This window comes from Streptomyces sp. NPDC012510 (genome assembly GCF_042955065.1).
Lineage (GTDB): Bacteria > Actinomycetota > Actinomycetes > Streptomycetales > Streptomycetaceae > Streptomyces.
The window spans coordinates 399,532-415,100 of sequence record NZ_JBIBEN010000003.1 but is presented as its reverse complement, the minus strand read 5'-3'; the positions used below and the strand labels follow the sequence as shown (position 1 = coordinate 415,100).

The 15,569-nt window shown below is 71.6% G+C and carries 14 protein-coding genes and 1 pseudogene; 5 read left to right on the top strand and 10 right to left on the bottom strand.

Annotated elements, in window-relative coordinates; genetic code table 11:
• Nucleotides 1-160: 160 nt before the first annotated feature.
• Nucleotides 161-1,624, bottom strand: a complete 1,464-nt coding sequence (locus ACFY9I_RS07250; protein ID WP_390997806.1) for an aminotransferase class I/II-fold pyridoxal phosphate-dependent enzyme — start codon at nucleotides 1,622-1,624, stop codon at nucleotides 161-163.
• Between ACFY9I_RS07250 and ACFY9I_RS07245 the strand changes: the two are divergent.
• Nucleotides 1,615-2,460: pseudogene (locus ACFY9I_RS07245) on the top strand (EamA family transporter); the annotation flags it as partial. The gene ACFY9I_RS07250 and the pseudogene ACFY9I_RS07245 overlap by 10 nt on opposite strands.
• An 87-nt stretch (nucleotides 2,461-2,547) precedes the next feature.
• Here ACFY9I_RS07245 and ACFY9I_RS07240 read toward each other — a convergent pair.
• Nucleotides 2,548-3,381, bottom strand: coding sequence for an alpha/beta fold hydrolase (locus ACFY9I_RS07240; RefSeq protein WP_390997803.1), 834 nt, complete (start codon nucleotides 3,379-3,381; stop codon nucleotides 2,548-2,550).
• 160 nt (nucleotides 3,382-3,541) lie between these two features.
• Here ACFY9I_RS07240 and ACFY9I_RS07235 point away from each other — a divergent pair, with 160 nt between their 5' ends.
• Entirely contained in the window at nucleotides 3,542-4,426 is an 885-nt protein-coding gene (locus ACFY9I_RS07235) for an RNA polymerase sigma-70 factor (RefSeq protein ID WP_390997801.1), read from the top strand.
• Between the two features lie 125 nt (nucleotides 4,427-4,551).
• Nucleotides 4,552-5,313: a GntR family transcriptional regulator gene (locus ACFY9I_RS07230; protein WP_390997798.1), complete on the top strand. Its 762-nt coding sequence runs from the start codon at nucleotides 4,552-4,554 to the stop codon at nucleotides 5,311-5,313.
• A gap of 587 nt (nucleotides 5,314-5,900) precedes the next feature.
• Here ACFY9I_RS07230 and ACFY9I_RS07225 read toward each other — a convergent pair.
• On the bottom strand, nucleotides 5,901-7,058 hold the full coding sequence (locus ACFY9I_RS07225) for an ROK family protein (RefSeq protein ID WP_390997795.1): 1,158 nt from the start codon (nucleotides 7,056-7,058) through the stop codon (nucleotides 5,901-5,903).
• A 258-nt stretch (nucleotides 7,059-7,316) separates the two neighbouring features.
• On the opposite strand from ACFY9I_RS07225, the gene ACFY9I_RS07220 reads away from it, so the two are divergent.
• The gene (locus tag ACFY9I_RS07220; protein WP_390997792.1) at nucleotides 7,317-7,754 is read left to right on the top strand and encodes a hypothetical protein; all 438 of its coding nucleotides are present in this window, start codon (nucleotides 7,317-7,319) and stop codon (nucleotides 7,752-7,754) included.
• A 47-nt stretch (nucleotides 7,755-7,801) separates the two neighbouring features.
• Here the strand turns inward: ACFY9I_RS07220 and mug are convergent, their stop codons facing one another.
• Together mug and purB are read right to left on the bottom strand one after the other, a co-directional pair.
• Entirely contained in the window at nucleotides 7,802-8,299 is a 498-nt protein-coding gene (mug, locus tag ACFY9I_RS07215) for a G/U mismatch-specific DNA glycosylase (protein ID WP_390997790.1), read from the bottom strand.
• 44 nt (nucleotides 8,300-8,343) lie between these two features.
• Nucleotides 8,344-9,786 (bottom strand): adenylosuccinate lyase, encoded by a 1,443-nt coding sequence (purB, locus tag ACFY9I_RS07210; protein ID WP_390997788.1) that lies wholly within the window; start codon nucleotides 9,784-9,786, stop codon nucleotides 8,344-8,346.
• Between the two features lie 453 nt (nucleotides 9,787-10,239).
• On the opposite strand from purB, the gene ACFY9I_RS07205 reads away from it, so the two are divergent.
• Entirely contained in the window at nucleotides 10,240-10,407 is a 168-nt protein-coding gene (locus ACFY9I_RS07205) for a hypothetical protein (RefSeq protein WP_390997785.1), read from the top strand.
• Nucleotides 10,408-10,846: 439 nt separating this feature from the next.
• Here the strand turns inward: ACFY9I_RS07205 and ACFY9I_RS07200 are convergent, their stop codons facing one another.
• From ACFY9I_RS07200 to ACFY9I_RS07180, 5 genes are all read right to left on the bottom strand, one after another.
• Nucleotides 10,847-11,614 carry an anti-sigma factor domain-containing protein gene (locus tag ACFY9I_RS07200; protein WP_390997782.1) on the bottom strand — a complete coding sequence of 256 codons (768 nt, stop codon included), beginning with the start codon at nucleotides 11,612-11,614 and terminating at the stop codon, nucleotides 10,847-10,849.
• A complete protein-coding gene (sigK, locus tag ACFY9I_RS07195; RefSeq protein ID WP_390997780.1) occupies nucleotides 11,611-12,195 on the bottom strand; it encodes an ECF RNA polymerase sigma factor SigK in 585 nt (194 codons plus the stop codon). The genes ACFY9I_RS07200 and sigK overlap by 4 nt, the downstream gene beginning before the upstream one ends.
• A gap of 155 nt (nucleotides 12,196-12,350) precedes the next feature.
• Nucleotides 12,351-13,421: a 2,3-diaminopropionate biosynthesis protein SbnA gene (sbnA, locus tag ACFY9I_RS07190; RefSeq protein ID WP_390997777.1), complete on the bottom strand. Its 1,071-nt coding sequence runs from the start codon at nucleotides 13,419-13,421 to the stop codon at nucleotides 12,351-12,353.
• Between the two features lie 70 nt (nucleotides 13,422-13,491).
• Nucleotides 13,492-14,562 (bottom strand): 2,3-diaminopropionate biosynthesis protein SbnB, encoded by a 1,071-nt coding sequence (gene sbnB / locus ACFY9I_RS07185; protein ID WP_390997774.1) that lies wholly within the window; start codon nucleotides 14,560-14,562, stop codon nucleotides 13,492-13,494.
• Nucleotides 14,559-15,566, bottom strand: coding sequence for a TauD/TfdA family dioxygenase (locus ACFY9I_RS07180; RefSeq protein ID WP_390997772.1), 1,008 nt, complete (start codon nucleotides 15,564-15,566; stop codon nucleotides 14,559-14,561). Before ACFY9I_RS07180 ends, sbnB begins: the two co-directional genes overlap by 4 nt.
• Nucleotides 15,567-15,569 lie beyond the last annotated feature (3 nt).

Genomic DNA, 15,569 nt, shown 5'->3' with positions numbered 1-15,569 from the left:
CGCCGTGACCTTCCTCAGGCATGCGGGCGTGTGACCTGTTGTGCAGCGCACCGGGCGCAGCCCAGAAGCGGGGCGGAGGGGCGGAGCCCTGGGACGGGACGGTACGGGCGGAGCCCTGGGACGGGACGGTAGGGGCGGCGCGAGGCGAAAGAACCGCGGGTCAGCCGACCGCCGACGCCAGCACGCCGACCCCCTCCCGGATCCGCGCGGGAGACAGGTGCGCGTACCCGAGAACCAGCCGCACGCCCTCGTCCGGCACACGCCCGTACTGCGCCAGCCCTCGCACCGCGACCCCCGCCGCCGCAGCCCGCTCGAGGAAGCGCTCCAAGGTCCCGTACCGACCCGGCAACGCGGCGATGACGTGCAGCCCCGCCGCGATACCCGAGACCTCCACGCCGGGAAAGTGCTCGGCGAGTGCGGCGACCAACGCGTCACGCCGCTCCCGATACGCCCGCTGACACCGCCGCAACTGCCGGTCGTACTCACCCCGCTCCACGAAGCGCGCGAACAGCGCCTGATCGAGCGTGGGATGCCCGAGATCCATGGTCCGTTTCCGCTCGACCACCTCCTCGGCCAGCGACGCGGGCACGAGGAGCCACCCCAGCCGCAACCCGGGCGCGAGGGACTTGCTGACGGACCCGGCGTACGCGACGCGCTCGGGATCGAGCCCCTGGAGGGCGCCCACCGGGGCACGGTCGTAGCGGAAGTCGCCGTCGTAGTCGTCCTCCACGATCAGCCCGTCCACCGCCCGTGCCCAGTCGAGCAGTTCGGCACGGCGCCGCGCGGAGTAGGCGATCCCCGACGGGAATTGGTGCGCCGGCGTCGTCACCACCGCCCGTACCCCCGACTCCCACAGCGGCCCGACGGCCAGCCCTTCCTCGTCCAACGGCAGCGCAACGGTGCCGAGCCCGGTGGCGGCGTACAGCGTTCCGTGCTCGGGGCTGCCCGGGTCCTCGACGCCGGCGAGGCGTGTCCCGCGCGCGTGGAGCACGGATCCGAGCAGGGTCGTCGCCTGTGCCACCCCGGACACGACCACGATCCGCTCGGGGTCGGCGACCACACCCCGGCGTCGCGCGAGCAGCTCGGCGAGCGCGGTGCGCAGCCGGGGCAGCCCGCGCGGATCGGGATATCCCAGTGCCTGATGGGGCAGCTCGGCGAGCACCCCGCGCTGGGCCGCCGCCCACGCGACACGCGGGAACAGCGACAGGTCCGGCGTCCCGGGAACGAAGTCGGCGCGGGCGCCGGGAGGACGTGGAGAGAGATCACGCGCGCGTGGGGAGGAGGCGCGGACGGCGGCACCCACCCACGTCCCCGCGCCCCGGCCGCTGCGCAGATACCCCTCGGCGGTCAACTGCTCGTACGCCTCCGTCACCAGCCCCCGCGACACCCTGAGATCGGCGGCGAGCTCCCGGCTCGCCGGCAGCCGCGTCCCCCGAGCGAGTCGCCCCGTCCGGATCGCTTCTCGCAGCGCGGCCTGCAACGTGCGTCCACGCGCGCGTGAGGGCGCGTCGGCGACGGGCAGCAGCAACTCCCACGCCGCGGCCCAGGGAACGGATCCGCGAGGTCCGGTGGGCCCGCCCTCCTCCCTGCCGCCGTCGGCCGGATTGGTCCTCGATGACGTCATGGAAGTGGACCTTAAACCGGGCCGCCGGCCTCCCTAGCGTCACCATCATGAACGCCACCACCACCCGAGGAGCCCTCCTCGCCGCCCTCGCCTGTGTGCTCGTCGGCGCCTCCTTCACCGCCAACAGCGTGCTGGGCGACTACCCGTACGCGGGCGGCCAGTTCCTCCGCTACGGCCTGGCTTGTCTCCTGCTGCTGCCGCTCCTGGGCAGGGGAGGCGCGGCACCCCTGCGCCGTCTCACCGCACATCAGTGGGCGCGGCTGGCGCTGCTCGCGGCCGTGGGCATGGTCGGCTTCAACGTCGCGGTGATCGCCGCCGAACGCTCCGCGGAACCGGCCGTACCGGGGGTGTTCGTGGGCTGCGCCCCGGTGGTCGTGGCCGTCCTCGTACCGTTGATGGAGGGTCGGCGCCCGCAACGGCTCGTCCTCTACGGGGCGTCGCTCGTCGTGGCCGGCGCGTTCACCGTCCAGGGGTGGGGCCGCACGGACGCCGCGGGGATCGCCTTCTCGGCGTGCGCGCTGGCGGGCGAGGTCGGGTTCGCGGTGCTGGCCGTGCCGGTGCTGCGGCCGCTCGGTCCTCGGCTGCTGTCGGCGACCGTGTGCGCGGTCGCCGCGGCGGAGTCGGCGGCCGTCGGCCTGCTCGTCGACGGCGGCGGTTGGCTGCCGCGCCCGGACGGCACGGAGACCGTCGCGCTGCTGTGGCAGGCGGCGGTCGTCACGGTCATCGGGTTCGTGTGCTGGTACATGGGCGTGCAGCGCATCGGCGCCGAGCGCGCCACCCTCTTCTCCGGCCTCATCCCGGTGGCCGCCGCCTGTACGGCGCCCCTGGTCGGTACCGGGTCCTACGGTGCCGCGCAGGCGGCCGGCGGCGCGCTGGTCGGCGCCGGAGTCGCCCTGGGGTCCGGGGCGCTCACCCGTCGCCGGTCAGCGGCCGCCGTCGAGGATGACGCGGGCGACCAGGGCGGGGTCGTCGTTCATGGGGCAGTGGCCGCAGCCGGGCAGCCGCACCAGACGCGCCCCGGGGATGATCCGCTTGGCCCGGACGCCCTGGCGGCGCACGAGCAGCCAGTCCCGGGTACCCCAGGCCACCGTGACCGGGAGCCCGGGAAGGTCGTCGGTGAACAAGACGCTGCCACCGGCACGGAGGGTGTCGTCGAACCCGGTGGCCCCGGCCAGCGCGAGCGTCTCGGCGACCACCGCCTCGGGTGAACGGCGGCCCGGACGGGCGTAGATGGTGCTCGTCAGGGCGGTACGGCCCGCCGCCGAACGGGACAACCTCTCGACCAGGGGCAGCGGCAGCCGCCGGGAGATGTGCCGCATGGTGAGCAGGACCCCGAAGGCGTAGCGCCGCTCGGCCTCGTTCCAGAACCCGGCCGGGGACAGGGCCGTGACGGACCGTACGAGCTTCTCGCGGCCCAGTTCCAGGGCGAGCAGACCGCCCAGCGAATTGCCCGCCACATGCGGGCGGTCGAGCTCCAGAGCCTCGCAGAAGGCGCCGAACACCGCGGACGTCGTGGGCAGGTCGTAGGCGAGACCGTCCGGCAGCGCGGGGGACTCGCCGAACCCGGGGAGGTCCACGGTGATGACCTCGCGCTCGGCCGCCAGGATGTGGACCACCGGGTCCCAGGCCTGCCGGTGGTGGCCGATTCCGTGCAGCAGGAGCAGCGGTTCACCGGCGCCCTCGCGCGCGTAGGAGACCGTCACCGGCCGCGGGCCGAGCGGGGAGGGGACCTGGAAGGAGACCGTGGCGGCGGACATGGTGCAGCTCCTCGTCTGGGGAGGGTGGGCGCGCTGTCGTACGGTGATCGTAGACAGCTTGTCAGCAAGTCCTACTGGCCGGTAGTCCTAGGGGGTAACAAGCGGCACGCGTCACCAATTCGCCTGGACAGCGTCGCGCCCCTCGGGATGGGATGGAACGGTGACGACCGACATCGCGACCGACGTCTTCGAAGAGCACCGCCCCATCCTCATGGGAGTCGCCTACCGCATGCTCGGCCGGGTCACCGACGCCGAGGACGTGGTCCAGGACGCCTGGCTGCGCTGGTCCGGCGCCGACCGGTCCGACGTACGCGAACCGCGCGGCTACCTGGTCCGCGTCACCACCCGGCTCGCCATCGACCGGCTGCGCCAGGTGCGCTCGCGCAACGAGGCGTACCCCGGCCCATGGCTGCCCGAGCCCTACGTCACCGACTACGGGGCCACCGTCCTGGACACCGCCGAACGGGCCGTCCTCGCGGATACGGTCTCGCTCGCCGTCCTCGTCGTCATGGAGTCCCTCTCGCCCCTGGAGCGAGCGGTGTTCGTGCTTCGGGAGGCCTTCGGCTACCCGTTCGCCGAGATCGCGGCCATGATCGACCGCTCCGAGCCCGCCGTGCGGCAACTCGCCGGGCGGGCGCGCCGGCATGTCGACGAGCGGCGCCCGCGCTACGAGGTCGATCCCACCGAACGCCGTGAACTGACCGAGCGCTTCCTCTCCGCCGCGGCCGGTGGCGACCTCGACGGGCTCATGTCGCTGCTGGCACCCGACGTCCGTCTGGTGGGCGACGGCGGCGGCCTCAGCAAGGCCCCGGTGCGCGTCCTGGAAACCGCCGGCAAGGTGGGACGGTTCATGCACGGCGCGGCCGGCAAGGGCCTCATGGACGCCTCGTTCCACTTCATGGAGATCAACGGCGGCTTCGCGGTGGCTCTGCTGTCCGGCGGCAAGGTCGACAGCGTGTTCCAACTCGATGTCGCGGACGGTCTCATCCGGTGCGTCTACATCGTGCGCAATCCGGAAAAACTGCTCTCCCTGCGCGTCGGCTGAGCGTTCGCTGATTGGTCTTGACCAAGGGTGGGGGCGGGCCTATGGTCGCAAGAAAGTGCAACAACCTTTAATAAACAAGGGCGCTTTAAACGCCGCCGGGCCACGGCGAAGCAGCGGAGGACAGGGTGGGGACCCAGCAGCTTGAATCGGTGCCGGAACCGAAGTACTGGCACCTGAAGACCGTGCTCAGTGAGGCACTGGACTCCGAGTTCTCGGTGGGCGAGATTCTGCCCAACGAACGCGATCTGGCGGCCCGCTTCGGCGTCGCCCGAGCCACCCTGCGCCAGGCGCTGGAACAGCTCGAACTGGAGGGCCGGCTGCAGCGTCGTCGCGGCGTCGGCACCACGGTGGCGCCGCCGCGCGTGGGCGTCGCCGTCGGCACCGAACAGGACGTGTGGCCGGGCACCGTCGGTGACGCCTGGCAGGCCGTCGACTGCATGGCCTCGGCACCGCCCGCAGCGGTCGCCGACATCCTGGAGACGGTGCACGGCGAGCAGGTTCACGTCGTGCGCCGGTCCCGTATGTCGCACGGCCAGCCGGTCGCCGCCGAACTCCTCTACGTCCCGGTGGCCTCGGTCCCCGCCCTCTCCGCCATCGACGCGCCCTCTGGCACCGCACGAGCGCGTGCGGTGCTGCGTGAGCTGCAGCGCCTGGAGCTGGAGGGACAGGACCGCTCCGTGGAACTCGGCTCGGCCCGCGCGGACGACGCCAAGGAACTCGACCGTCTGCCGGGCGCGCCAGTCCTCGTCGTCACCACGCGCTTCTTCGCCGAAGGACGCACGGCGGCCGTCTCCCTGGCCACGTACCGCGCCGACACGTGCCGCCTCACCTTCGGCGACTCTGGCGGAGTGGAGATCCACCACGGTCCGGAGCGCCGCGCTTCCTGACCCCGCCCACCCGCCCCCTGAGGCCGCACCCGCCCGCGCCCCGGAACACCGGGGCGCGGCGTTCTGCGAGGGCACGGAGCCGGCAGGGGTCGCCTGTGGAGTGAAGTGGAGGGGAGTGGAGGGGAGGGGAGGGGGAAGTAGTTCGGCCCCCGGCGCGCGAGGCCTTGCGAACCGATTGGTAACCGGCCTCTCGTCGGCGAAGCCGCCGAACGCCCACCGGTCCTTCACCAGCGGACAGCGACGACCCGAGAGGCCGGCGGCTGAGCGAGGCGGAGCCGGCGGCGCTCGCTCGGGCGTGAGATCCAGAGCGTCATTTGCGGCAGCACCGTCTACCGGTAACGGAGACGGAGGTCTCGGCGGAGCGGAGGTCAGCGAGCCGACGGGCAACAGGTGGGGGCTTCGGGGTGCCGGGGAAAGGTGTGGCGGCCGACGATGGACGTGGGAGCTTCGCGGCGCCGGGTCAAGCGTGGCGGCCGGCGCAGGAGGTGGGGGCTCAAGGGCGCTGAGACAAGCGTGTCGATCGGCGATGGAGGTGGGGGCTTCGGGGTGCCGGGGCAAGCGTGGCGGCCGGCACGCACGTGTGGGTCTCAGCGGCGTGCCGTCACCGTGCCCTCGACCGCGAAGAGCTGTTCCTCGACGTGGTCCAGGGCCAGTCGGAGCGCGCCCATGGCGACGGCCGACTCGCCCAGTCGGGAGAGGGTGACGCGCGGTGGGCGCAGACAGTAGCGGGAGAGTTCGTGGCGGAGGGGGTCGAGGACATCGTCGATTCCGGTCGCCCAGCCGCCGACGACGACGAGTTCGGGGTCTAGGGCGAGCACGAGGGCCGTCACGTCGTGGACGAGGCGCTGTATGAAGCGGTCGACGGCCTCACGGGCCCGCTCATCTCCCTCCCGCGCGTGCTTGAAAACCTCGGCGACCGCCTGCTCGTCCAGCGGATGCAGGGGCTCGCCCGTGGTCGAGAGCAACGCCTCCGGAGTGGCCTCCCGGCCCAGCAGATGCAGCGCGCCGATCTCCCCGGCCGCCCCGCCGTAGCCCCGGTGCAGCCGCCCACCGATCAGCGAACCCGCCCCCGGGCTCAGCCCCGCCAGCACGAGCACCACGTCGTCGGACTCGGCGGCCGCCCCCTTCCAGTGCTCGGCGACCGCGGCCGCGTTGGCGTCGTTCTCCACCAGGACCGCGCACTTGAAGGAGTGACTGAGCCGCTCGCCGAGGTTCAGCCCCGTCCACTCCGGCAGGGCCGCGCACAGCCGTACGGCACCGTTGGCCTCGATCACGCCCGGACTGCCCACGCCGACCGCGCGCAGCGAGCCCCGGGAGACGCCGGACCTGCGGAGCAGCTCCGCGACGGTCGAGCGCAGGCGCTCCAGCCGATCGTCCGCCGACGCCGACTCGGACACGTCCTTGGACAGCGAGCCCAGCACCCTCCCGTCGAGGTCGGCGAGCAACGCGTTCACCCGGTGCGAGCCCACGTCGAGGCCCAGCAGATGCCCGGCCTCGGCCCGGAAGCGGTAGTGCCGCGCCGGCCGTCCCTGCCGCCGAGCTGCGCCCTCCTCGGCGGCCTGCTCGACCACCAGCCCGGCCTCGACCAGCCCCTCGACGACGCCCTCGACCGTGGGCCGGGACAGCCCGGTGACCCGGGTGATCTCGGTGAGGGTCGCATGGTCGGTCGCCCGCAGCGCGTGCAGCACCACGGCCGAGTTGATTCTTCGGAGCAGAGAAGGATCCCCGCCGGTCAGCCGCCCCAACGCCCGTCCTCCCAGCTCGCGCCCGTGTCTGCCGGATGGTACTCGTCACGACGAACCCCGGCGAGTGCCTGGCGCCTCCGACCTGCGGAATCCTGACTCGTACGCCGTGCCCACGTCCGCGTGCCTGCGTGCCTGCGTGCCTGCGTGCCCGCGTGCCCGCGTGCCCGCGTGCCCGCGTATGATCCCGAGCCGCGAGCCGCGAGCCGCGGGAGCCTGACGCCACGCCAATTGTCAGTGGCGGGCGTTTTACTGGACCGCATGAGCATCACGCGGCACCTCGCGGTCATCGACCGGCTGTGCTCCGAGGACTTCCCGGCGGAGCCCGGCCGGTCCGACGTCGGAACGACCGGACCCGGCTACCACATCGCCGAGTTACAGACGAGCGCGGACTTCTGGGACGACGACGGCACGGAACGGGAGGAGACGGAGGACCAGTACGAGGCGGATCGGGACGCCCTCTCGGAACGGCTCGCCGAGCGCTGGGGGCCTCCGGTCGTCTTCAGTCTGTGGAGCGTGTCCAGCCGTCACCTGGAGGGCGAGGGCATACCGGAGCCCTGGGGACCGCTCAGTTCCCACGTCCCCGACATGCACCTCTGGCGAGCCGACGGCCGCTGGATCGCCCTCGGCGTCTCGCAGTGGGACAAGGAGCTGCCGTTCCAACTCGTCGCCCTGATAACGGCGATCGCCCCGCCCTGACGCACGCCCCGCCCTGACGCACCGCCCCGCACGCGGGCGGCCGACGGTCAGCGCTCCGCCGCCACCCGCAACCGCCCGAACTCCTCCGCCATCGTCGCCGCCGTCCAGTGCGCGTTCAGGCCGCTGGGATTGGGCAGCACCCACACGCGAGTGTCCCCGATCGTCCGTTCCTGCGGTCCGACGGCGGCCTTGTGGTCGGTGAAGGCTGCGCGGTACGCGGTCACGCCGACCACCGCGAGCCAGCGCGGCCGCAGCCGCTCCACCTTGGCAGTCAGCAGACGGCCGCCCTCCGCGTACTCCTCCGGCGTCAGCTCGTCGGCGCGTGCCGTGGCGCGGGCGACAACGTTCGTGATGCCGAGCCCGTAGGTCGGCAACTCGCCCTGCTCGGACGGCTTGAGGACGCGGGGCGTGAAGCCGGACAGGTGCAGGACGGGCCAGAAGCGGTTGCCGGGACGGGCGAAATGATGGCCGGTGGCCGCCGTCCTCAGCCCCGGGTTGATGCCGCAGAAAAGGACCCGGAGGCCGTCCGCGGTGACATCCGGCACCAGCCGGTCGCGGGCGGCCTCCAGCTCGGCCTGGGTGAAGCGGGTCAGAGGATCGCTCCCGGTGTGTAGCCCGCGGCCTCCGGACGCTGCTTCACGATCTCCTCGATCCGGCCGACGACGACGGCGACCTGGTCGGAGGCGGCACCCGTGAAGGAGAGCTTGTCGGCCATGAGCGCGTCGAGCTGGGCTCGGTCCAGCGGGATGCGGTCGTCGTCGGCGAGCTTGTCGAGGAGTTCGTTGCGCTCGGCGCCCTGCTCGCGCATCGCGAGCGCGGAGGCGACGGCGTTCTCCTTGATGGCCTCGTGCGCGACCTCACGGCCGACGCCCGCGCGCACCGCGCCCATCAGCACCTTGGTCGTGGCGAGGAAGGGGAGGTAGCGGTCCAGCTCACGCGCCACCACCGCCGGGAAAGCGCCGAACTCGTCGAGGACGGTCAGGAACGTCTCCAGCAGTCCGTCCAGCGCGAAGAACGCGTCCGGCAGCGCGACCCGGCGCACCACCGAGCATGACACGTCGCCCTCGTTCCACTGGTCGCCCGCCAGCTCGCCGGTCATCGACGCGTAGCCGCGCAGGATGACCATCAGGCCGTTGACGCGCTCGCAGGAGCGGGTGTTCATCTTGTGCGGCATGGCGGACGAGCCGACCTGACCCGGCTTGAAGCCCTCGGTCACCAGCTCGTGCCCGGCCATCAGCCGGATCGTCTTCGCCAGCGACGAGGGCGCCGCCGCCACCTGCACCAGCGCGGTCACCACGTCGTAGTCCAGCGAACGCGGGTAGACCTGGCCGACCGAGGTGAATGCCTGCGCGAAACCGAGGTGCCCGGCGATACGGTCCTCCAGCTCCGCCAGCTTGGCGGCGTCCCCGCCCAGCAGGTCGAGCATGTCCTGGGCCGTGCCCACCGGGCCCTTGATCCCGCGCAGCGGGTAGCGGCCCAACAGCTGCTCGACCCGGTCGTACGCCACGAGCAGCTCGTCGGCGGCGGTCGCGAACCGCTTGCCGAGGGTGGTGGCCTGCGCGGCCACGTTGTGCGAGCGGCCGGCCATGACCAGCTCGCCGTACTCACCGGCCAGCTTGCCCAGTCGTGCGAGTACCGCCACCGCGCGGTCGCGGACCAGCTCCAGGGAGAGCCGGATCTGCAGCTGCTCGACGTTCTCGGTGAGATCGCGGGACGTCATGCCCTTGTGCACGTGCTCGTGCCCGGCGAGGTCGTTGAACTCCTCGATCCGCGCCTTCACGTCGTGCCGCGTGACCTTCTCGCGCTCGGCGATGGAGGTCAGGTCGACGGTGTCGAGGACCCGCTCGTAATCGGTGAGCGCCTCGTCCGGCACCTCGATGCCGAGGTCCTTCTGGGCCCGCAGCACGGCCAGCCAGAGCTGCCGCTCCAGCCTCACCTTCTGCTCGGGCGACCAGAGCGTGGCGAGCTCGGCGGAGGCGTACCGTCCGGCGAGGACGTTCGGGATGCGGGGCTTGGCTGGCGCAGAAGTCACGTGGACGGAGTTTACCGGGCGTCCATACAGGCTCCGAACCGTCCACGTGATGTAGGAACGTACAGCTCAGGGGCTCCTTGGGCGTTCTTGCCACACCACGTGCGTGAGAAGCGTGTCAGACGTCGGTGCTGTCGGACGGAACCGAGTACAGGTCCCTGGGGACGGTTGTTCCTGTCAGGGTCCGGCCGTGGCCGGGGTAGCCGCGCATGGCCGGCCTCCTCCTCGGGACCGCGACCGGAGGCCGATGGTGTGATGCCGTTGGCTCAGGCGATTTATGCCATCTGCTGGCGTGCGGGTCTGGTGGGGCTGGCCCAAGCCCTCGATCCAGCGAGCGAGGGGGCCCGATGGAACGTGGGCGGCATCTTGACGCGGCGGACGCCGCTGCCAGATGCGAGGACCCTGACCGGATGCCAGTCTGGGCGGAGGACCAACAGCAATGACGGAGGTGCGGCCATGGGTGCAGACGAGATGAAGCAGCGGGCCAAGGACATGGCTGACAAGCTGCGGCACATGGGCCAGGGCGGGCAGAGCAGCAAGGCACGCCACAAGACCCAGGGACGCAGCAAACTGATCGAGGAGCAGATGAAGAGGCTGCAGGAGCGGCGGCACCGGCATCGGTGACCAGAAGGCAGCCGCGAGTGCCGGGCAGAACCTGTTCGTCACGCGCGCCCGGGCGTTTCCGCTACGCGAGTTTGCGTTGACGCCTCGCGACGGCAGCCGGTCTTGGTATCGATTCGGCAGCCAGGTCGTGCCACAGCACAGCCGTGCCACTCCAGCACAGCAGTGCCACTCCAGCACAGTCGTGCCACCCCGGCCCTGTGCCCCGGAGTCATCGCCACCAGCTCGGCGTAGAAGTCGGCGGTGGCCGCCGGTCCCATACCGCCCAGGACGCCGATGATCTCTTTGGTGTCGGCGTGGCCGGTGGAGCCGGTCCCTGTGGTGCCGTTCAACGGGGAGCTGCTCCCGGAACGTCGCCAAGGCCCTCTCCGCCGACGAGCGCCGCTTCCACGGGAAGGGCGTCAGCCCGGATGTCCTCCTGTCGAGTCGGCGCACCCGTCCGTCAGGAGGCGGAGAGGGGCCATGTGGCGAACGGGCGCATGGTGGGCTGGGAGGAACCCTTGCTCGGTTCGACGGTGATGGCGAGGGACGAGGCGGTGTCGGGCGGGGGCAGCGCCACGGCCTGGGCGTCGGCTGTGGAGGGGAGCAGTCCGGCGGAGCGGGTCTCGTCACCGGGGGCGACGTACCACAACTGGTAGGTCTTCCCGGAGGGCAGGGGAGCGAGGTTCTCGCAGAAGTAGGCGGCCTGGTTCAGGAGGGGGGAGACCGCGACGGTGCCCGTGCCGCCGTAGGAGATCGGCTTTGTGGTGAGGGTGGTGTCGGGGGCGGCAAGGAGCCGAGCGAGGGCAGCGGACTGGCTCTGGGTTTCTCGGCGTGTCTCCTGCTCCGCCTGGCGTGCTTGTGTTGCGGCCTGTTGCTGCCAGACCGTCGTGCCGCCGAGGGCGGCGGCCGCCGCCAGGCTGGCGGCCAGCGCGAGACGCAGCAACCGTGGCGGGGACCGGCGGCGCGGACGCCGATCCGCCTGGTCCGGGGCCGCCGCGGGGAGTTGGGGGGTCCGGGCGGCTTCGGCGAGGACACGTTCCCGCAATCCTGGCGGCGAAGTGTCGGCCACCGCCATGGCGAGGCGGGCCGCGACCTCCTGGTGGAGGGCGATCTCGCGGGCGCAGTCGGGGCACTGGGCGCAGTGCCGCCGGAATGTGTCCCGTTCCTCCGGGCCGAGAGCGTCCAGGGCGTAGGCGCCTGCGAAGTCGTGAGGATCGTCGGTTGTCATCGCACGGCTCCCAGGCAGTGCCGCAGGCGGGTCAGTGCTCTGCGCAGGCGGCTCTTGACGGTACCCAGCGGCAGCGACAGGACCGAGGCGATCTCGGCTTGGGTCATGCCCCGGTAGTAGGCGAGCAGCACGGGCCGGCGCAGATCGTCGCCGAGTTCCTTCAGACAGGAGCGGACCTGTTCGTGTTCTCCGAGCGCTTCCACCGTTTCCACGACGTCGTCGAAGGCCGGAGTCGCGTCCTGCCGGGAGACGACCCGCTCGCGCTCGGAGGATCTCTGCGCGGTACGGACGCTGTCCACGGCGCGGTGATGGGCGATGGCCATCATCCAGGTCATGGCGTGCCCTTTCTCCGGCCGGTAGCGGGGGGCGGTCTGCCAGATCTCCAGCAGGACCTCCTGGGTGACCTCCTCGGCGCGTGCCGGGTCCCGCAGGATCTGGCGCGCGACTCCGAAGATCGGGCCGGCCACCGTGTCGTACAACCGGGCGAAGGCGTCATGACTGCCATCAGCGACGGACACCAGGAGCCGATCCGTCTCGGATGCGCCGCTCCGCCGGGTATCGGGCGCCTGCCTGTCCGCCACACCCTCTCCCACCTGCGTGTCTGCCCCGGCCCACCGATGAGGCTCGCTTGTCGTCCTCCACAGTCTCCGAGGCGCGGCCGCGGTCCGCATCCCGCGGCGTGACGCGATGGGCTGTTCAGGAACCCGGCGCCGGCCGGCTGGGCTCCGTGCCGGCGTCACGGGCTTCTGCCCCCGTTCTCCTGACGCCGGTGACGCGCTTGCGGGCCGGGCGTCGGCGTCGGTGGCGGTGGCGGGTCGCCGGCCAGGGAGCCGAGGGCGCCGCCCGACTCGCTCGGGCCGAGCACGTCGTCGCCGTAGAGGGCCCGCACCCAGTTGGCCTGGTAGACCGTCTCCAGATAGCGCTCGCCGAGGTCCGGGGCGATGGCCACCGCGGTGAGGCCGGGCGAGTCATGCCGGGCCAGCCAGCCCATCGCACCGCTGACCACGGTGCCGGTGGAGCCGCCGAACAGGAATCCGCGTTCGGCCAGGCGGTGGCAGGCGCGGATGCTGTCCGCCTCCTCGACGTGCACCGCCTCATCGACGACGGACTCGTCGAGCAGCGGCGGATGGACGCTCATGCCCAGGCCGGGAAGCATACGGCGACCCGGAGCCCCGCCGAAGGTCACCGAGCCGGCGGTGTCCACCGCGACGATCCGGACCGGCCGGTGCCAGTGCCGGAAGTAGCGTGCGCAGCCCATCAGCGTCCCGGTGGTGCCGGCGCCGACGAACAGCACGTCGAGTCCGGGGAACGACCGGGCGATGGCCGGTGCCGTCCTGCGGTAGTGCGCCTTCCAGTTGCCCGGGTTGGTGTACTGGCTCAGCCAGACGTACCGGTCGTCGAGGGCGCACAGCGCACGGATGTAGTCGATCCGGGTACGCAGGAGGCCACCGTCGGCGCTCGGCTCGGTGACGACGTGCACACGTGCGCCCAAGGCCTCCATCAGCAGCCTGGTGGAGAGATTGCAGCGGGAGTCCGTCACGCACAGGAACCGGTAGCCCTTGCTCGCCGCGATCATGCTGAGGGCCACGCCCATGTTCCCGGACGAGGACTCCACGAGGACCGACCCCGGCCTCAGGAGGCCCGACCGCTCGGCGGCCTCCACCATCTCGGTCGCGGGCTTCAGCTTGATCGACCCGGCGAAGTTGAAGCCCTCGCACTTCAGGAAGACCCTGCGGCCCGTGATCGACCGCAGGTCGACGTAGAGATCCTCCTCGTTGAAGGTGTAAGGAGTGGATATGACGGACACGATGGCCTCCGCGGATGTGCGCAGCGGTGACTCGGTTACGGAGCGGCGTGGGTGGGGGGACGAAGGTAGTTCATCCGTACCTGCGCAGCTCATGGAAGAAGCCGTCGACGATGTGCAGTTCTCCGGAGCGGGCCATCTCGTCGTAGACGTACTTGCCGACCGCCAGGTCGAGCACCCCGAGCCCGAAGGGCGAGAACACCACCGTCTTGTCCGTCGGCGGCGTCACGAGTCCGGTCATCACCTCCTGTAGCGTCCCGGTCAGGAAGCCGCGGTCGCCCGTGAGTTGTTCTGCCAGGTGAAGAGAGGTCTGCGCCCTGAGGCAGTGCTCGACGTCGTCGACGATGTTGGCCGAGGCGAGCACGATCGCCGGGTCCAGGTCGCGCAGCGACACGTGCAGCGCGAGCGGACGGTGGGCGAACCACGACGGGTCGTGGATGTGCGGCCGGTCGGCGACGGTGGCGAAGACCACCATGTCGCTCATGCGAATCACCTGCTCGGGGCTGTCGTGCACGACGATCGGCCCGGGGGCACCCGACTGTTCCAGGTAGCAGCGGAAACCGGCCGCGCTGTCGGCGGACACGTCGTGTACCGCGACGGCGTCGAACGACCAGCCGGTCCCGGCCAGGAAGGTGTGGATGTACCGCGCGATCAGGCCGGTCCCCACGAACCCGACGGTCATGGGGCGGCGTCGGCCGCGCGTGAGCCGGTCCGCCGCCAGCGCCGCCGACGCGGCCGTCCTCGTGGCGCTGATGATCGAAGCTTCCATGCAGGCGTACGGATAGCCGGTGTCGTGGTCGTTGAGGATGAGCACGGCCGAGGCCCGTGGGATACCGGCCGTCACGTTCTGCGGGTAGCTGGAGATCCACTTCAGGCCGTCCACCTGCCCGTCCCCACCGATCGAGGCGGGCAGCGCGATCATCCTGGAGGAGGGGCGGTCGGGGAAACGCAGGAACACGGACGGCGGGTTCACCGAATGACCGGCACCGTGCAGACGGTAGGCGGCCTCGACCAGTTCCACGATCCGGTGCTCGCGCCCCCGCAGCGCTCGCTGGACCTGCTCCCCGGAGATCACGGCGAAGGGTGGCACGGTGATCGGCTCCGGCGGTGCCGACCGGGTCGGGAGGGGGCGGGTGGTGGTCATGCGACGGTCACCTCCACGGTCGGTGAGCAGTCGGCTGGCCGCACGGGGTCCGTCATCGCGACGAGCACCTCGCGCGGGCCTTCATAGGGCTCCCTGCTGTGGGCGGTACGGACGTTGTCGACGAGCATCAGGTCGCCGCTCTGCCACGGCTCGCGCACGGTGGTGGACTCGTAGACGTCGTTCAGCAGCCGTACGGTCTCCTCGCTGATGGGCGCGCCGTCGCCGTAGCGGGTGTTGAACGGCAGCCGGTCGGCGCCGTAGACGTCGACCAGGTATTCACGTATCTCGGGGTCCAGCGTCCACTCGTTGAGGAAGGCGATCTGGTTGAACCAGCAGGGCAGGCCGGTGACCGGGTGGCGCACCACGGCGCTGCGGCGCTGCCGGGTCCGCAGTCCGCCGTCCGCCTGCCACTCGAACTCGATGGCGGCCGCACGACAGTAGCTCTCCACCGCGCCGCGGTCGTCGGTGCCGAAGGCTTCGGCGTAGGACGCCCCGATGTCGTCGTTGTAGGTGCGGGTGAGCAGCCAGCCCTCTCTGAGGAACCGTTCGACGAGCTCGGTGGGCAGCCGGTTCAGCACGGTCGGCGCGTCGGCCAGTGCGGTCGCCCCTCCGACGGTCGGAGCAATGAGGCAGGCGAACAGCATCAGGCCCGGGAACTCGAGCGTGTAGCTCAGTTCGTGATGCATGCACATCGGCTGGTTCGGCGGCCACTTCGACGAGGAGTACACGCCGTAGGAATAGGTCTGCCGCGACGCGAAAGCCTCCTTCTCGGCCATCAGGCCGTCGTCGGCGACCTTGCGGAAGACGGCGGCGGCCTCGGCACCGTCACCCAGCCCGAGACCGCGGACGAGGACCGCACCGTGCTCGGCGACGACGGCACGCAGGGCCTCCCGGTGTTCGGCGGCCCAGCTCGCCGCATCACCGGTGGAGTCGGCACGCAGGATCGGGGGTTTGCCGGGCTGGAGGTCGACACCGGGCAGCGTCATGGGGGTCGAGGAGGGCATGTC

Excerpts from the sequence above, each read along its gene's own strand:
- ACFY9I_RS07200 (WP_390997782.1), bottom strand. The coding sequence starts at position 11,614 with ATGACAACCGACGATCCTCACGACTTCGCAGGCGCCTACGCCCTGGAC.
- ACFY9I_RS07250 (WP_390997806.1), bottom strand. The coding sequence starts at position 1,624 with ATGACGTCATCGAGGACCAATCCGGCCGACGGCGGCAGGGAGGAGGGC.
- ACFY9I_RS07205 (WP_390997785.1), top strand. The coding sequence starts at position 10,240 with ATGGGTGCAGACGAGATGAAGCAGCGGGCCAAGGACATGGCTGACAAG.
- sbnB (WP_390997774.1), bottom strand. The coding sequence starts at position 14,562 with ATGACCACCACCCGCCCCCTCCCGACCCGGTCGGCACCGCCGGAGCCG.
- ACFY9I_RS07220 (WP_390997792.1), top strand. The coding sequence starts at position 7,317 with ATGAGCATCACGCGGCACCTCGCGGTCATCGACCGGCTGTGCTCCGAG.
- ACFY9I_RS07180 (WP_390997772.1), bottom strand. The coding sequence starts at position 15,566 with ATGCCCTCCTCGACCCCCATGACGCTGCCCGGTGTCGACCTCCAGCCC.
- ACFY9I_RS07240 (WP_390997803.1), bottom strand. The coding sequence starts at position 3,381 with ATGTCCGCCGCCACGGTCTCCTTCCAGGTCCCCTCCCCGCTCGGCCCG.